The organism is uncultured Shimia sp. (genome assembly GCF_947498095.1).
GTDB lineage: Bacteria > Pseudomonadota > Alphaproteobacteria > Rhodobacterales > Rhodobacteraceae > Shimia.
The window spans coordinates 234,809-249,168 of record NZ_CANMJE010000004.1; the positions used below are offsets into that span (position 1 = coordinate 234,809).

The following is a 14,360-nucleotide window of genomic DNA, read 5'->3' on the forward strand; positions in this document are numbered from 1 at the left end:
GCCCAGAGTTGCACAAACTTGGTCAACTTTCCAAGACCCTGATTTCAAAGAAGCATATTGGGATCGTCTGCAAGGTCGAGCCCCGGGAAAACCACTCGTTCCAGATGATCGCGCGACAGGCCGAAACTGCCGCGCATTGCCCAGGCCGCCCAGCGCCGCACATCGTCCGTTGGCATCAGATCGCGGCGGTCATAAAGTGCTGCCTCAGACAGCCCGGGCCAGCGACCATAGACCTTGCCACCCCGCAACGCCCCACCAGACAAAACCATGACCCCACCCGTTCCGTGGTCTGTACCCTTGGTGCCATTTTCGCGGACCGTCCGGCCAAACTCGGTCATGGCGATGACCGTGGTCTTACCCCAGACGTTCGCCCCTACCCCGTCTTTCAATCGTAGAATGGTATCTGCCAGTTTGCTGAGAGGTTTTGCCAAGACACGGGATTGATTGGCATGTGTGTCCCAACCTCCGATGGAAAACGAGGTGATCCGCGCGTCCTGTCTCAGCTGCTGGGCTGCGAAGTCTGCAATGCGCTCGTGACTTTTGGAGCCTTTCAGGACCTTTTGATCGGCCGCCATGCCCTCCATCATGTCCTGTTCGTCGGCCATGACCACCGGATCACCATCCTGATCGGCCAGGTTCACAGCCTGCGCCATCGCTTGGGCCAGCATGGGATCATCCTGCATGGTCAATTCCATCAGCATTAGCCCTTGCGCGCTCAGTCCGATATCCACCTCGGGTGTCCACCTTAGCACAAGAGCTGCACCACGGGTCAGCAACATGTCTTCACGTCCGATCGCATAGGTGGTGTCTGCGGTGACGTTCGGAACCCCCTGTAACATGCGGTTCAACCACCCGTCACGCAAACCTCCTTCGCGTGAGGCCAAACCGGCCTCCAGCAAATCCTGGCCGTCAAAATGGCTGCGCTTGTCGCGATAAGGTTGCGAGGCCGCGTGAACAAATCCCAACTCACCCGCCTGCCATAGTGGCATAAGTGGTGCGAGCGCGGGGTGCAGACCAAAATAGTTGTCCAGCGCCAGCGCCGGATCGCGTTCTGTAGCCAAACTGGGCCGTGCGTTAACGAAATCTGGATCACCCCAAGGCCGCACCGCGTCCAAGCCATCGAGCCCGCCTCTCAGGATGATGACCACCAAGCGGTTGTCCCATGGAGCCGATGCGAACGTCATAGGCGTCACCAAGGGGCTGGCGGCAAGAGAGCAACCGATTGCGGCGCTCCGCATCATGAACCCTCGACGTGACAGGATATGTGTCATCTCTCGCTCTCCTAGTGCCTCTGAAACGCCGGTGACATCAAAACAAGCGCGATGCCCTCCCGGCGGCTCTCGGCAGCCCCGGCTGCAAAGACAACCCGCTCGGGCGCATCCGGACCAAGCGCAACACGGACAAACTCGCGGGGGTCTGGCCTTGCTTGAGGAAGGATCTCAGGCAAGCTCAACGCCCATTGCGGCCGCGCGGCCAACCCTTGCGGTGAGGCCCATTGCTGATCGTCCTCGGACCAACCATCAGGGCCAGTTGCTCCCTCCCAAGGCTGCCCCATAAGGAGGAGAGGCGCCAGAAACTGCGTTTTGACATTTTTGTCTTCAAGCGCAGTGGCATCACTTTGTGCGAACCCCAACGCTCGCAAAGATGATCCTACAAATTCAACGGGTTGCTTCACATTGCCAGCGCCTTGCCAGGACAGAGTATGGGACAGCATGGCGTGATAGACCGCTGGCAAATGCCCGTCTGTATCAAGATATGCGGCTTCGATGGCTCGCACCAAAGCGTCGTCAGGCGCATCAGAGACAAAGTGCACGGCGAGCTTATGCGCAATATGCCGCGCCGTGGACGGATGTCGTGCCAAATCGCGCAGAACTGCATGGATATCCGCCAATTGCCCTTGCTGGGATCCGTACCATTTTCCCAAAACCCGCTCTGCCCCTGGCTCGGCGATTTCAGGTCGGTAGGCCAACCCAACATCAGTTTTCCATTGCAGCCCCGCAAACAGTTCCGCCAACTGGCGTACATCAGTCTGACTATATGGGCCTGCAACCCCCAGCGTGTGCAACTCAAGAACCTCTCGGGCGAGGTTTTCATTCAAACCAAACTGTTTTGCCTGACGTTTGAGGGCAAAAGGACTGGCGGGGCCAACCGACTTCTCTTGATCCAGGAAACTGAGCATCAACGGATGTGTGACCGCCGCGATCAGCATGTCCTCGAACCGCCCTGTTAGATGAGGGCGGATTGCGCTTTCGGCATAGGGGGCCGACGAATAGCGAAGCGCCTGCCTCTTGCCTTTGGCCGTAAAGTGATCGGCCCAGAAAAACGCCAATCTCTCGCGAAACCCCGCATCCGTTGAACTACGACGTAGCATGGATTGCACAAGCCAATGCCTCTGATCCACAGCACTCGCGCGCAAAAACACACGAAGCTGTTTTCGAAGCTCTTGAGCCTTATCCGGTCCGTTCTTTGCCCGAATTTTCTTGCGCGCCTCGCCCAGCACTAAAACACGCGTCAGATAGTGGTCAAAACTTGCAATCGGATACTGGGTTTCTACGTGACTGGGTTGGCTCGTGCCATCCAGAATCTCCGCAATCGTTTCTGGCGGCCTGACCACAGGAGATAGCCCACATCCAAAGCGGGTTTCCGCAATGATCGGATCAAAAGCCACGTGACCGCCCTTTCGTTTACGCCTACCACCCATTCTAACGCAGGATAGGCTGCTTTGGTGGTCACATCCACGACATTGGCCAAAACGTGCGAAAACAAAAAAGGGCCGCCAGTCTGGCAGCCCTTACAATGGATTTTTGATCGCCTAGTCTTGCGGGATGACCCGCAGTCCCAGCTCCATCAACTGATCCGAGGTCGGATCAGAAGGCGCGTTCATCATCAGGTCTTCGGCGCGCTGGTTCATCGGGAACATCACCACTTCACGAATGTTCTGCTGATCGGCGAGCAGCATGACGATGCGGTCGACACCGGCAGCACAGCCACCGTGCGGCGGCGCGCCGTATTTAAAGGCGTTGACCATGCCACCGAAACGCTTGCGCACTTCGTCTTCGCCGTAACCGGCAATCTCAAACGCCTTGAACATAATCTCTGGCTTGTGGTTCCGGATCGCACCGGACACCAGTTCATAGCCGTTACAAGCAAGGTCATATTGGAAGCCTGTCGCCGAAAGCGGATCGTTTTCCAAAATATCCATGCCGCCCTGTGGCATCGAGAACGGGTTGTGGTCGAAGTCGACCGCGCCGGTTTCCTCGTCTTTCTGGAAGATCGGGAAGTCGACAATCCATGCGAAAGCAAAGCGGTCTTCGTCCAGGAGCTTCAACTCTTTGCCAATCACGTCGCGGGCACGGCCTGCAACGCCTTCGAAAGCTTTGGGTTTGCCGCCAAGGAAGAAGGCCGCGTCGCCGACACCCAGACCCAGTTGCTGACGGATGGCTTCGGTGCGCTCGGGGCCGATGTTCTTGGCCAGTGGGCCTGCAGCTTCCATGCCACCGGGGACTTCACCGGATTTCAATTTGGCCTGCGCTTCCTTAACCGGAATACCCAGTTCCTGCGCCACGCTATCGGCAGTCTTATCGCGCCAGAAGATATAGCCCATGCCGGGCAGACCCTGTTCTTGCGCGAATTTGTTCATACGGTCGCAGAACTTGCGACCACCGCCGGTTGGGGCGGGAATGGCGCGCACTTCGGTGCCTTCCTGCTCAAGCAGTTTGGCAAAGATCGCAAAGCCCGAGCCACGGAAGTGTTCGGAGACTTCCTGCATTTTGATCGGGTTGCGCAGGTCGGGTTTGTCGGTGCCGTACCACTTGGCGGCATCGGCATAGGAAATTTGCGGCCACTCCTGATCGACCTTGCGGCCTTCGCCGAACTCTTCAAACACGCCTTGCAGCACCGGCTGGATCGTGTCGAACACGTCCTGTTGGGTAACAAAGGACATCTCCATGTCGAGCTGGTAGAAGTCGGTCGGCGAGCGGTCGGCGCGCGGGTCTTCGTCGCGGAAGCACGGCGCGATTTGGAAATACTTGTCGAACCCTGCGACCATCATCAGCTGTTTGAACTGCTGCGGGGCCTGAGGCAGGGCATAGAACTTGCCCGGATGCAGACGCGAGGGCACGAGGAAGTCGCGCGCACCTTCGGGGCTGGAAGCCGTGATAATCGGTGTCTGATACTCGCGGAAATCCTGCTCCCACATGCGTTTGCGCATCGACATCACAACGTCCGAGCGCAGTTTCATGTTGTCTTGCATGATATCGCGGCGCAGATCGAGGAAGCGGTACTTCAGGCGGGTTTCTTCGGGGTATTCCTGATCGCCAAACACCATCAGCGGCAATTCATCCGCGGCGCCCAGCACTTCGAGATCACGAACGAACACTTCGATTTCACCGGTCGGAAGCTTGGGGTTGATCAGGTCTTCATCGCGGGCCTTCACATTGCCGTCGATGCGAATGCACCATTCCGAGCGCACCTTTTCCATCTCGGCAAAAACCGGGCTATCGGGGTCACACAAAACCTGCGTCATGCCATAGTGGTCGCGCAAGTCGATGAACAGGATGCCACCATGATCTCGGATACGGTGTACCCAACCCGAAAGGCGCACGGTGTCGCCGACGTTGGATTTGTTCAGATCGGCGCAAGTATGGCTGCGAAAAGCGTGCATGATAGCTCCCTCGGACGGGTGAAGTGTGAAGTCGCGCCGATACACCTCTTTAGGGGGGCAAAGTCAAGGGAGGTTGGGTCGAAGTTGCCGCAAAGGCGGTGATTTCAGCGCTTAAGCCGGACTGGGATCAACCCGCGCAAGGAATTCCCCACATGAATGGCCTTGGCCGATTGCAGCATGGGCAGGTCGATGACGCCTTCTTGTACGTCCCCGGTCTCGAGCAAAGACTGACGTAAGACACCCGGCAAAAGCCCGCAGGACAGGTGCGGTGTGACCCTTGCCCCTGTTTCCAGTGTGACAAAGAGATTGGTGATTGTGCCTTCACACAGCTCACCGTGCTCATTGAGAAATAACAGCTCATCCACGCCCTGCGGCAATTCCTTGCGCGCCAGATCATAAACCGCGCGCTGCGTGGTTTTGTAACGCAACCAAGGATCGTCCGAGTGCAGGGGTTGATCCGCAATGGCGACGTGCCAGATCGCGGCGGTCTGAGATGAGAGTTCCGCCGTGGTGATTTCACTGGCACCGTCCTCAGACAGCGTTAGTCGACACCGCAAGTCAATTTGCCCACTCAAAGCCATAATGCAGGCCTGAAGCGCTTGGGCGTCGACTGGAAAGCCCATAACGCGCGCGGATCGCTCTAGCCGTGCCAAATGCAAATCCAATCGGGGCACCGATTGCGTCGCCGCGCAAAACCGAAAGGTTTCGATCAGGCGGGTTCCGGCAGGAATTGGCGCGCGAAACGGGCTTTCCATAGAGCTTCCTCAAATTCTGATGTGGCTGTGCTGTCCCACACAACACCCCCGCCTACGTTCAACGTGGCGGTGTCATCTTCGATCATCAGGGTGCGAATGGCGACGTTGAATTCGGATCTGCCGTCTGGCGCGGCCCATCCGATCGTCCCACAATAAATGTCGCGCGGCCATGGCTCTAAGTCGTTCAGGATTTCCATGGCGCGCAACTTGGGCGCTCCAGTGATCGACCCGCAGGGGAAAAGTGCGCGGAAGATGTCGGACAGGGTTGCATCCTGTTTCAATTGGGCTGCGACGGTTGAAACCATCTGGTGCACCGTCGCGTAGGTCTCAATCCTGAACAGATCGGGCACATGCACGCTGCCTGCCATAGCGACGCGACTGATGTCATTGCGCAAAAGATCAACGATCATAAGGTTCTCAGCGCGATTTTTCTCATCCTGAACCAACCAGAGTTTGCGACGTGCGTCCTCTTGCGGATCAATGGAACGGGGTTGCGTGCCTTTCATGGGGCGGGTCTCGATGCGCCCGGACGTATCCGTGCGGAAAAACAATTCCGGAGAGCGGCTCAGAAAGGTCGGAAGCCCCGGCTGCTGGATGTAGGCGCCATGGCCGACCGGTTGTCGCCGCGCCAGCGCATTGTAGAGCGACAAGGGATCGCCACGAAAGGCGGCTCGCATCGGAAACGTCAGGTTGGCCTGATAGATGTCGCCCTGCCCGATCAGGTCGCGCACTTTTTGAAAGGCTTGCTCATAGGCCAAGCTGCTCCAATTGGCGGCAAAGCTTCCAAGGTCAAAAGGCAATTCATGAAACTGCGGGATGATTTCGGGCGCATCAAAGGCTCCGAAACAGATCAGAGGAACGCGCCGATGTGCCGGCATTCTCTTTGAAAGACGCGGCTCCAGCGCATAGCCCATCTCATAACTGGCATATCCCGCCAGCCAGAAACCGTCCTGCCGCGTCTGGTCCAGGCGCTCAAGTGCTGCGGGGACATCCGCTTGAGTTTCGGCTACGATAAACCTCTTGGCAGCATGAAAAAACATGCCGCCTTGCCGTGGTCCCTGATCAAAACGAATCTCCAACGAAGCCCCCGATTAAGAATCTGCGTTTTGTGTAGGCTGATCTGCGAAAATGCCTATATTGGAAAGCGGCAATTTGTGTCACTGAACCGATCCCCCTTGCACCTTGCCCCGCGATAGTTATAACCCACGACAATTTGCGATTTCGGGCGACTCCCTCTCTGCTGCGGCTCGCCCCTGAACCCGAGGTCTGCCATGCCCAAAAGAACCGACATCTCCTCGATCATGATCATCGGGGCTGGTCCCATTGTGATTGGACAAGCCTGCGAATTTGATTACTCGGGCGCTCAAGCCTGTAAGGCGCTGCGCGAGGAGGGTTACCGGGTGGTTCTGGTCAACTCGAACCCGGCCACAATCATGACCGACCCGGAACTGGCAGACGCAACGTACATCGAACCGATCACGCCCGAAGTGGTGGCCAAGATCATCGAGAAAGAGCGCCCCGACGCACTATTGCCGACAATGGGTGGGCAGACGGGCCTAAACACCTCGCTCGCGCTGGAAGAAATGGGCGTTCTGGACAAGTTCGGCGTTGAGATGATCGGTGCCAAGCGGGGCGCGATCGAAATGGCCGAAGACCGCAAGCTGTTCCGCGAAGCGATGGATCGCCTTGGTATTGAGAACCCGCGCGCCTCGATCGTGACGGCTCCGAAGAAGGACAATGGCGAGGACGATCTGGACGAAGGCATCCGATTGGCGTTGGAGGAACTGGAAGACATTGGTCTGCCTGCCATTATTCGCCCGGCCTTTACGATGGGCGGCACCGGCGGTGGGGTTGCCTATAACCGCGAAGATTACATCCACTTTTGCCGCACCGGCATGGACGCCAGCCCGGTCAACCAGATCCTGATCGACGAAAGCCTGCTGGGTTGGAAAGAGTTTGAGATGGAGGTTGTGCGCGACAAGGCCGACAACGCCATTATCGTCTGTTCCATCGAAAACGTTGACCCGATGGGCGTGCACACCGGGGACTCGATCACAGTGGCCCCTGCCCTAACGCTGACTGACAAAGAATACCAGATCATGCGCAACCACTCGATCGCGGTTCTGCGCGAGATTGGCGTGGAGACAGGCGGATCGAACGTACAGTGGGCCGTGAACCCCGCAGATGGCCGCATGGTTGTGATTGAGATGAACCCGCGGGTGTCACGCTCGTCCGCGCTGGCTTCGAAGGCAACGGGCTTCCCGATTGCAAAAATTGCCGCGAAACTGGCCGTTGGCTTTACGTTGGACGAGCTGGACAACGACATCACCAAGGTGACACCTGCGTCGTTCGAACCCAGCATCGACTATGTCGTCACCAAGATCCCGAAATTTGCCTTTGAAAAGTTCCCGGGATCTGAGCCTTATCTGACCACAGCAATGAAATCTGTGGGTGAGGCCATGTCGATTGGCCGGACGATCCACGAAAGCCTGCAAAAAGCACTGGCCTCGATGGAATCAGGCCTGACCGGTTTTGACGAAATCGAGATCAAAGGCGCACCGGACAAGGCCGCCGTTATCAAGGCGATCAGCCAGCAGACTCCAGATCGGATGCGCACCATCGCGCAAGCCATGCGCCACGGGCTGACCGACGACGAAATCCACAATGTCACGATGTTCGACCCGTGGTTCTTGTCGCGCATCCGCGAGATCGTCGACACCGAGGCATATGTGCGAGAACACGGGCTGCCCTCGGATGAGCGCGGCCTGCGCAAGCTGAAGATGATGGGCTTTACCGACGCGCGACTGGCACATCTCACCGGCTACAGCGAACGCGATATCCGAAACAAACGGGTCAACGCAGGCGTCACCGCCGTCTTCAAACGCATCGACACCTGTGCCGCCGAGTTCGAGGCGCAGACGCCTTATATGTACTCGACCTATGAAGCCCCGATGATGGGTGACGTCGAATGCGAAGCCCGCCCCAGCGACCGCAAGAAAGTCGTCATTCTGGGCGGTGGTCCGAACCGGATCGGCCAGGGGATCGAGTTTGACTACTGCTGCTGTCACGCCTGCTACGCGCTGACCGATGCGGGTTACGAGACCATCATGGTCAACTGTAACCCCGAGACCGTGTCGACGGACTATGACACCTCGGACCGCTTGTATTTTGAGCCGCTGACCTTTGAACACGTGATGGAGATCCTGCGCGTAGAACAGGAAAACGGCACGCTGCACGGCGTAATCGTGCAGTTCGGCGGTCAGACCCCTCTGAAACTCGCCAACGCGTTGCATGACGAGGGCATTCCGATCCTCGGCACCACGCCAGACGCCATCGATTTGGCCGAAGACCGTGAACGCTTCCAGGCGCTGGTGAATGAGCTGGGGCTCAAGCAACCCAAGAACGGCATTGCCTCCACCGACGCCGAAGCGCTTCATATTGCAGAAGAAATCGGCTTTCCGCTGGTGATCCGCCCATCTTATGTTCTGGGTGGCCGCGCCATGGAAATCGTGCGCGACATGGCGCAACTGGAACGCTACATCGCTGAAGCAGTTGTGGTGTCGGGCGACAGCCCAGTTCTGCTCGACAGCTATCTGGCTGGCGCAGTAGAGCTGGACGTAGACGCCTTGTGTGACGGCAAAGACGTGCATATCGCAGGCATCATGCAGCACATCGAAGAGGCTGGCGTGCACTCGGGCGACAGCGCCTGTTCGCTGCCGCCCTACTCGCTAGAAGCCGAGATGATAGACCGGATCAAGGAACAGTCTGTCGCGCTGGCGCTGGCTCTGAATGTCGTTGGCCTGATGAACGTACAGTTCGCGATCAAGGACGATGAGATTTACCTGATCGAAGTAAACCCGCGCGCCTCGCGTACGGTGCCCTTCGTGGCGAAGGCAACTGACAGCGCGATTGCCTCGATTGCCGCGCGCTTGATGGCCGGAGAGCCCCTGTCGAACTTCCCGTTGCGTGCGCCCTATTCTGAAGGTGCCGACATTACGACACCGCAGCCCATTGCTGACCAGATGACCCTCGCAGACCCGATCATGCCCTGGTACTCGGTTAAAGAGGCCGTGATGCCGTTCAACCGCTTTCCTGGTGTCGATACGATCCTTGGGCCGGAAATGCGCTCAACCGGAGAAGTCATGGGCTGGGATCGGTCCTTTGCCCGCGCCTTTCTCAAGGCACAACTGGGCGCGGGGATGATCCTGCCGACCGGTGGCAAAGCGTTCATCTCGATCAAGGATGCGGACAAAACCGATCAAATGGTAGAAGCCGCTCACACGTTGACAGGCATGGGCTTTGACATTGTCGCCACCTCGGGCACGGCCAAATGGCTCAGCGAGCAAGGTGTGGCCTGCAAACGCGTCAATAAGGTCTACGAAGGCCGCCCAAACATCGTGGATGAGTTGAAAAACGGTGATGTCTCGTTGGTGATGAACACCACCGAAGGGGCGCAGGCGGTCAATGACAGCCGTGAAATCCGCTCGGTCGCCTTGATGGACAGAATCCCCTATTTCACCACCGCCGCAGCCAGCCACGCCGCTGCCCGCGCCATGAAAGCGCGCGAAGAAGGTGAGATCGAGGTCCGCAGCCTGCAGGGCTGATGCCACCTCTGACGTTTTGGATGCAAAAGGCCCCCGCAAAAATTGCGGGGGCCTTTTTGTTGTGACTTTTAGGGCTTGGATCAGCCTTTGCCTTTCCAAGGTACCAGCACCCGCTCGGCCCAGCGCATCAGCATGTCGATGCCAAAGCCGATTATGCCGATCAGGATGATCCCCATGATGACGATATCGGTCAGCTGGAACTTGGACGCGACCATGATCATCATGCCCGTGCCTTGCGACGCGGCGACCAGTTCGGCGGCAACAACCGTGCCCCAACAGACCCCCATCGCCACCCGGGCACCGGTAAAGATTTCCGGTAGCGAGTTGGGGATAATCACGTGGCGCATGATCTGTGGCTTGTTTGCCCCCAGACTATAGGCCGCATGCACCTTGGAGATGCTGACACCCGACACCCCGGATCGCGCGGCAATCGCCATGATCCATAGAGCAGCTAAGAACAAGAGAATAATCTTGCCCACCTCTCCAATCCCGGCCCAGATGATCACCAGCGGGATCAGGGCAAGTGGCGGTACCGGACGCATGAACTCTACGATCGGGTCAAACCAACCGCGGAACCAGTCACTGAGACCCATCGCATACCCCAAAGGAATGCCAACAAGCGCGCCAAAGAAGAAACCAACAATCACACGAAACAGCGAGTAGCCCAGATGTTCCAGCAGGGTCGAGCCCTGATATCCGTCAGAAGCGATTTCGATAAAGCGGTACCAGACAGCTTCAGGGGGCGGCAGCCAGATCGGCTCCATCTGCATACCCTTGGAGGGTGAGATGCTAAGCGCACCCTTGTCGGTAAAGGTCACAGTGCCGTTTTCGACTTGGACTTCAGGCTTGGTGTCGATGATGTTGTCATTGGCATCACGACGGTTGTGATCGAACTTAACCGGCTGCCCGTTGATCGCGACAATAAGAGCGCCGTCTTTGCGAGACGTAGCATCGTTCTTGTCCCAGCGGAGCTGCCCGCTGCGATACTTGCGGATCAGAACAGAGTCGTTCAGAGCCGCACCATCACCTTCGGGGGCATCGGGGGCGACGCCATCTTCGGTGTCAGAGACACGCCAGAACACTGTGGCATCATCGGTCGTGCCATCCGGTGCCTGAACCGTGATTTCAAACTGTCCGTCGCCAACATAAGGCCCGGGCATGTGCAAGAAGGATGGCAACAACACCGACCCCGTGAATGTGCCCCACATGAAAAAGATCGTCACGATCGAGATGATCGAAGCCGTCCGGTTTGACCGCACAGCGCTTTCGTCCCCGAAGGTTACAGTCTTCAGCGAGGTATAATCCTGAATCGCGGTGCGATGATGGATGAAGCGGACGATGTAGAATGCGCCGATAAAAATACCGGCATAGAGGAGAAACGGTATCATTGCGCGGCCTCCGTACGTCCCATGATTTCTTCTTCCATATCCCAGATCATGCCGAGGATCTCCTCGCGCCGTTCTGCGAATTCGGGATGCTTTTTGACGTCGCGAAGATCCTGCCCGACGCCCATGTCAGCAAATGGCAGCTGGTACTCTTTGTGAATACGCCCTGGACGCGGCGCCATAACGATCAACCGTTCCCCCAGCAACAGGGCCTCTTCAACCGAGTGGGTGATGAGGATGATGGTCTTGCCTGTCTCTTTCCAGAGTTTCAGAACAAGGCTCTGCATTTTTTCGCGGGTCAGCGCATCCAGCGCGCCGAGCGGTTCATCCATGAGGATGACATCAGGGTCGTTTGCGAGGCACCGAGCCAGTGAGACACGCTGTTGCATGCCACCTGACAGCTCATAAACCGCCTTTTCCTTAAAGTCCTGAAGACCAACGATATCCAACAGATGGTCAACGATTTCGGCTTTGTCGAGCTTGGGCATGCCCTTCATCGACGGGCCGAAGCCTACGTTCTCACGAACGCTCATCCATTCGAACAATGCGCCCTGCTGGAACACCATGCCGCGTTCTGCGTCGGGTCCCTGAACCGTATGACCATTCATTACGATCTGGCCCTCGGTCGGAGCAAGAAAGCCAGCAACGATGTTGAGCAAGGTCGTCTTACCGCAGCCCGAAGGCCCCAGCACGCTTAGCAACTCGCCTTCTTTGAGATGCAGGCTCACATCCTTCAGCGCTTGCACATGCCCACCGTCGGGCAAATCAAAGCGCATGGAAAGGTTCTCGATCGACAGTCCGGTCATGGTCCGCCTTTCACTATGTATTGTTGTTTTGGCAGGGCCTGACGGCACACCCGCCGAGTACGTCTAAAGGAGTGGGGGCGCATCGTCGTGCGCCCCCGTCCATAGTGCAATTACATGCTGCTTGCGGCGGTCAAAGGTGCGGCGTTCACAGCACCTTCGTAGCTGTCCAGCGCAGCATCGATGCTACCTGCACCCACGAAGACGTCAGCGACACCCTTCATGAATGTCGCAGCGCCACCACCGAGCCATTTGTCACCCAGCTGATCTGCTGCGCTTGGGAACGTAAAGGTCGCCATGGTCGCTGCCGCATCGGCTTCGTCCATACCTGCGTCTTTCGCGATCACCGGCAGCATTTTGGCCGCGGCATCACCACCAGCATTCCACATGTCATTGGCATCTGCCGTGACTTTCAGGAACTTAGCCAGCAATTCGCCTTCTTCAGCGACAAAATCGGCAGGTGCCGTGGTCGCGTCAAATACGAGAATGCCCAGAGCTTCTTTTTCTGCACCGGTGAGCAACACATTGCCGTGCTCGACCATGCGGCGCAGAGCACCACCCCAGCCACACGCCATGTCGACCGAGCCTTGTGCAAGTGCAGCAGCACCTTCGGCAGGCGCCATGTCAACCACGTCAAGACCACTGACATCCACACCAAAGTGGTTCATCTGGCTCAGGAAGCCAAAGTGCGCTGCGGTTCCGAGTGGAACGGCCACTTTCTTACCCGCCAGTTCACCGGCACTGTCTTTGTCGATTTCAAGCGCTTCTGATACGACGCAGTTGTCGTTCTCGGAATAGCTGACAGCGATGTCGACAACCTGAATGTCCTGACCAGCAGATGCGGCAACCACGAAGGGCGGCACACCTTGGCTTACCGAGATATGCACGTCGCCTGACGCCATTGCTGCGCTCATGGCTGTACCTGTGTCAAAGCTGACCCAGTTAATCTTGACGCCCATTGCTTCTTCATAGGTGCCCATAACTTTGGCGTACTGGAACGGCATCGGCCATTCGAGGAAATACGCGACAGTGATCTCTTCCGAGATCGCCGCCTGAGCGCTTGTCAGCAGGGCCAATGCGGCTGCTGCGCCGGCGAATTTCTGTTTAAATTTCATTGTAGTCTCCCAAGTTGGTCTTTGCAGGTGCGCGGTTTTTGGAACAGGCCTATTTAGCTTTTTGACTTCGGACTGCTCCCCACGCCTTCCTGACCATGCATTGAGCCGCAAAAAAGCACGTGCAAGCAAATCATTTTTTTCACGGCCCAATCCGCGACGACACCTTCCTCAGACGAATTCAAAGGTTCATGCCATTCATTAGTCGTTCTTTTTCAACACACTATTGGAATAGCGTTGCTTCAAAATGCCTCATCCCAAAGATTTCTGGACTCACAATGAAAAGCCATCTGGACACATCACTGCCCAAGAGGTCGCAACCATGCCCGAATTTCTTGCAGCCCGGGGAAACAGGGGCACTTTCAGAAACGGCGCTAAGGACAAGCGTGCATGCGCAGACCACCGGGCACACGGCCCATTTTCTATCATGCCGCAGACATCCCGATGGGGACTTGGATGGCGAAAATATGTATTTGCATGAAATTATTTGCAAATGGAAATAATTTTCGGTAACTTTCTGCGAGCCCAAGACCGTTAACACGGCTTACATCGCGAGACTACATGACCGAAACCGCCTCAGACCTCCGGCTGGAAGACATCGAGTTGGACAGTTTTGCCCCCTATCTGATGAACCGCATCATGGGGCGCTACAATGCGTCCATGCGCAACGACATGGCGCAGCTTGGCCTCACGACACCCAAGGTCAGAACCCTTGCTGTGCTGGCATCGCGCGACGGCATCCTGATCGGGCAGCTTGCGGTCTATGCAGTTGTTGAACACTCGACCCTGTCTCGGGCGCTGGACGGGCTTGCGGCAGACAAACTGATCCGCCGCGTCCCAGATCAGGAAGACGCGCGCGCGACACGCGTCTTTCTCACCAAAACCGGTCGCGAAACCTTTGATCGCCTTTGGCCCGGCATGGAAGGGTCGGTCGCGCAGATGTTTGACGGCATCTCATCCGAGGAGCGATCGGCCTTTGTGGCAACCCTACAGCGCGTCTTGAAGAACGTGCGCCACCACGACTTTTGACCCCTTCCG

Annotated in this window: 10 protein-coding genes; 2 read left to right on the forward strand and 8 right to left on the reverse strand. The window is 57.4% G+C overall.

Going from position 1 to position 14,360, the window contains the following annotated elements:
• Positions 1–44 precede the first annotated feature (44 nt).
• The 5 genes from Q0932_RS10005 to Q0932_RS10025 all read right to left on the reverse strand — a co-directional run bounded on the left by Q0932_RS10005 (position 45) and on the right by Q0932_RS10025 (position 6,458).
• Positions 45–1,271 carry a DUF1501 domain-containing protein gene (locus Q0932_RS10005; protein WP_299351925.1) on the reverse strand — a complete coding sequence of 409 codons (1,227 nt, stop codon included), beginning with the start codon at positions 1,269–1,271 and terminating at the stop codon, positions 45–47.
• 11 nt (positions 1,272–1,282) lie between these two features.
• Positions 1,283–2,668 (reverse strand): DUF1800 domain-containing protein, encoded by a 1,386-nt coding sequence (locus Q0932_RS10010; protein WP_299351927.1) that lies wholly within the window; start codon positions 2,666–2,668, stop codon positions 1,283–1,285.
• Positions 2,669–2,812: 144 nt separating this feature from the next.
• Entirely contained in the window at positions 2,813–4,663 is a 1,851-nt protein-coding gene (gene aspS, locus Q0932_RS10015; protein WP_299351929.1) for an aspartate--tRNA ligase, read from the reverse strand.
• 104 nt (positions 4,664–4,767) lie between these two features.
• Positions 4,768–5,418, reverse strand: coding sequence for an aminotransferase class IV family protein (locus Q0932_RS10020; RefSeq protein WP_299351931.1), 651 nt, complete (start codon positions 5,416–5,418; stop codon positions 4,768–4,770).
• Positions 5,373–6,458: an aminodeoxychorismate synthase component I gene (locus tag Q0932_RS10025; protein ID WP_299351933.1), complete on the reverse strand. Its 1,086-nt coding sequence runs from the start codon at positions 6,456–6,458 to the stop codon at positions 5,373–5,375. Before Q0932_RS10025 ends, Q0932_RS10020 begins: the two co-directional genes overlap by 46 nt.
• Before the next feature lie 231 nt (positions 6,459–6,689).
• On the opposite strand from Q0932_RS10025, the gene carB reads away from it, so the two are divergent.
• Positions 6,690–10,022 (forward strand): carbamoyl-phosphate synthase large subunit, encoded by a 3,333-nt coding sequence (gene carB, locus Q0932_RS10030; RefSeq protein ID WP_299351935.1) that lies wholly within the window; start codon positions 6,690–6,692, stop codon positions 10,020–10,022.
• A gap of 80 nt (positions 10,023–10,102) precedes the next feature.
• Here carB and Q0932_RS10035 read toward each other — a convergent pair whose 3' ends face one another.
• The 3 genes from Q0932_RS10035 to Q0932_RS10045 form a co-directional block, all read right to left on the reverse strand.
• Positions 10,103–11,410 (reverse strand): ABC transporter permease subunit, encoded by a 1,308-nt coding sequence (locus Q0932_RS10035; protein WP_299351937.1) that lies wholly within the window; start codon positions 11,408–11,410, stop codon positions 10,103–10,105.
• Positions 11,407–12,213 carry an ABC transporter ATP-binding protein gene (locus Q0932_RS10040; protein ID WP_299351939.1) on the reverse strand — a complete coding sequence of 269 codons (807 nt, stop codon included), beginning with the start codon at positions 12,211–12,213 and terminating at the stop codon, positions 11,407–11,409. The genes Q0932_RS10035 and Q0932_RS10040 overlap by 4 nt, the downstream gene beginning before the upstream one ends.
• Positions 12,214–12,323: 110 nt before the next feature.
• Positions 12,324–13,325: an ABC transporter substrate-binding protein gene (locus Q0932_RS10045; protein WP_299351940.1), complete on the reverse strand. Its 1,002-nt coding sequence runs from the start codon at positions 13,323–13,325 to the stop codon at positions 12,324–12,326.
• A 558-nt stretch (positions 13,326–13,883) separates the two neighbouring features.
• Between Q0932_RS10045 and Q0932_RS10050 the strand changes: the two genes are divergently transcribed.
• Entirely contained in the window at positions 13,884–14,351 is a 468-nt protein-coding gene (locus Q0932_RS10050) for a MarR family transcriptional regulator (protein ID WP_299351942.1), read from the forward strand.
• Positions 14,352–14,360 lie beyond the last annotated feature (9 nt).

What these genes read in the sequence shown, in the direction of transcription:
- Q0932_RS10035 (WP_299351937.1), bottom strand. Translation starts at nt 11,410, where the DNA reads ATGATACCGTTTCTCCTCTATGCCGGTATTTTTATCGGCGCATTCTAC.
- aspS (WP_299351929.1), bottom strand. Translation starts at nt 4,663, where the DNA reads ATGCACGCTTTTCGCAGCCATACTTGCGCCGATCTGAACAAATCCAAC.
- Q0932_RS10040 (WP_299351939.1), bottom strand. Translation starts at nt 12,213, where the DNA reads ATGACCGGACTGTCGATCGAGAACCTTTCCATGCGCTTTGATTTGCCC.
- carB (WP_299351935.1), top strand. Translation starts at nt 6,690, where the DNA reads ATGCCCAAAAGAACCGACATCTCCTCGATCATGATCATCGGGGCTGGT.
- Q0932_RS10020 (WP_299351931.1), bottom strand. Translation starts at nt 5,418, where the DNA reads ATGGAAAGCCCGTTTCGCGCGCCAATTCCTGCCGGAACCCGCCTGATC.
- Q0932_RS10045 (WP_299351940.1), bottom strand. Translation starts at nt 13,325, where the DNA reads ATGAAATTTAAACAGAAATTCGCCGGCGCAGCAGCCGCATTGGCCCTG.
- Q0932_RS10005 (WP_299351925.1), bottom strand. Translation starts at nt 1,271, where the DNA reads ATGACACATATCCTGTCACGTCGAGGGTTCATGATGCGGAGCGCCGCA.
- Q0932_RS10025 (WP_299351933.1), bottom strand. Translation starts at nt 6,458, where the DNA reads ATGTTTTTTCATGCTGCCAAGAGGTTTATCGTAGCCGAAACTCAAGCG.
- Q0932_RS10050 (WP_299351942.1), top strand. Translation starts at nt 13,884, where the DNA reads ATGACCGAAACCGCCTCAGACCTCCGGCTGGAAGACATCGAGTTGGAC.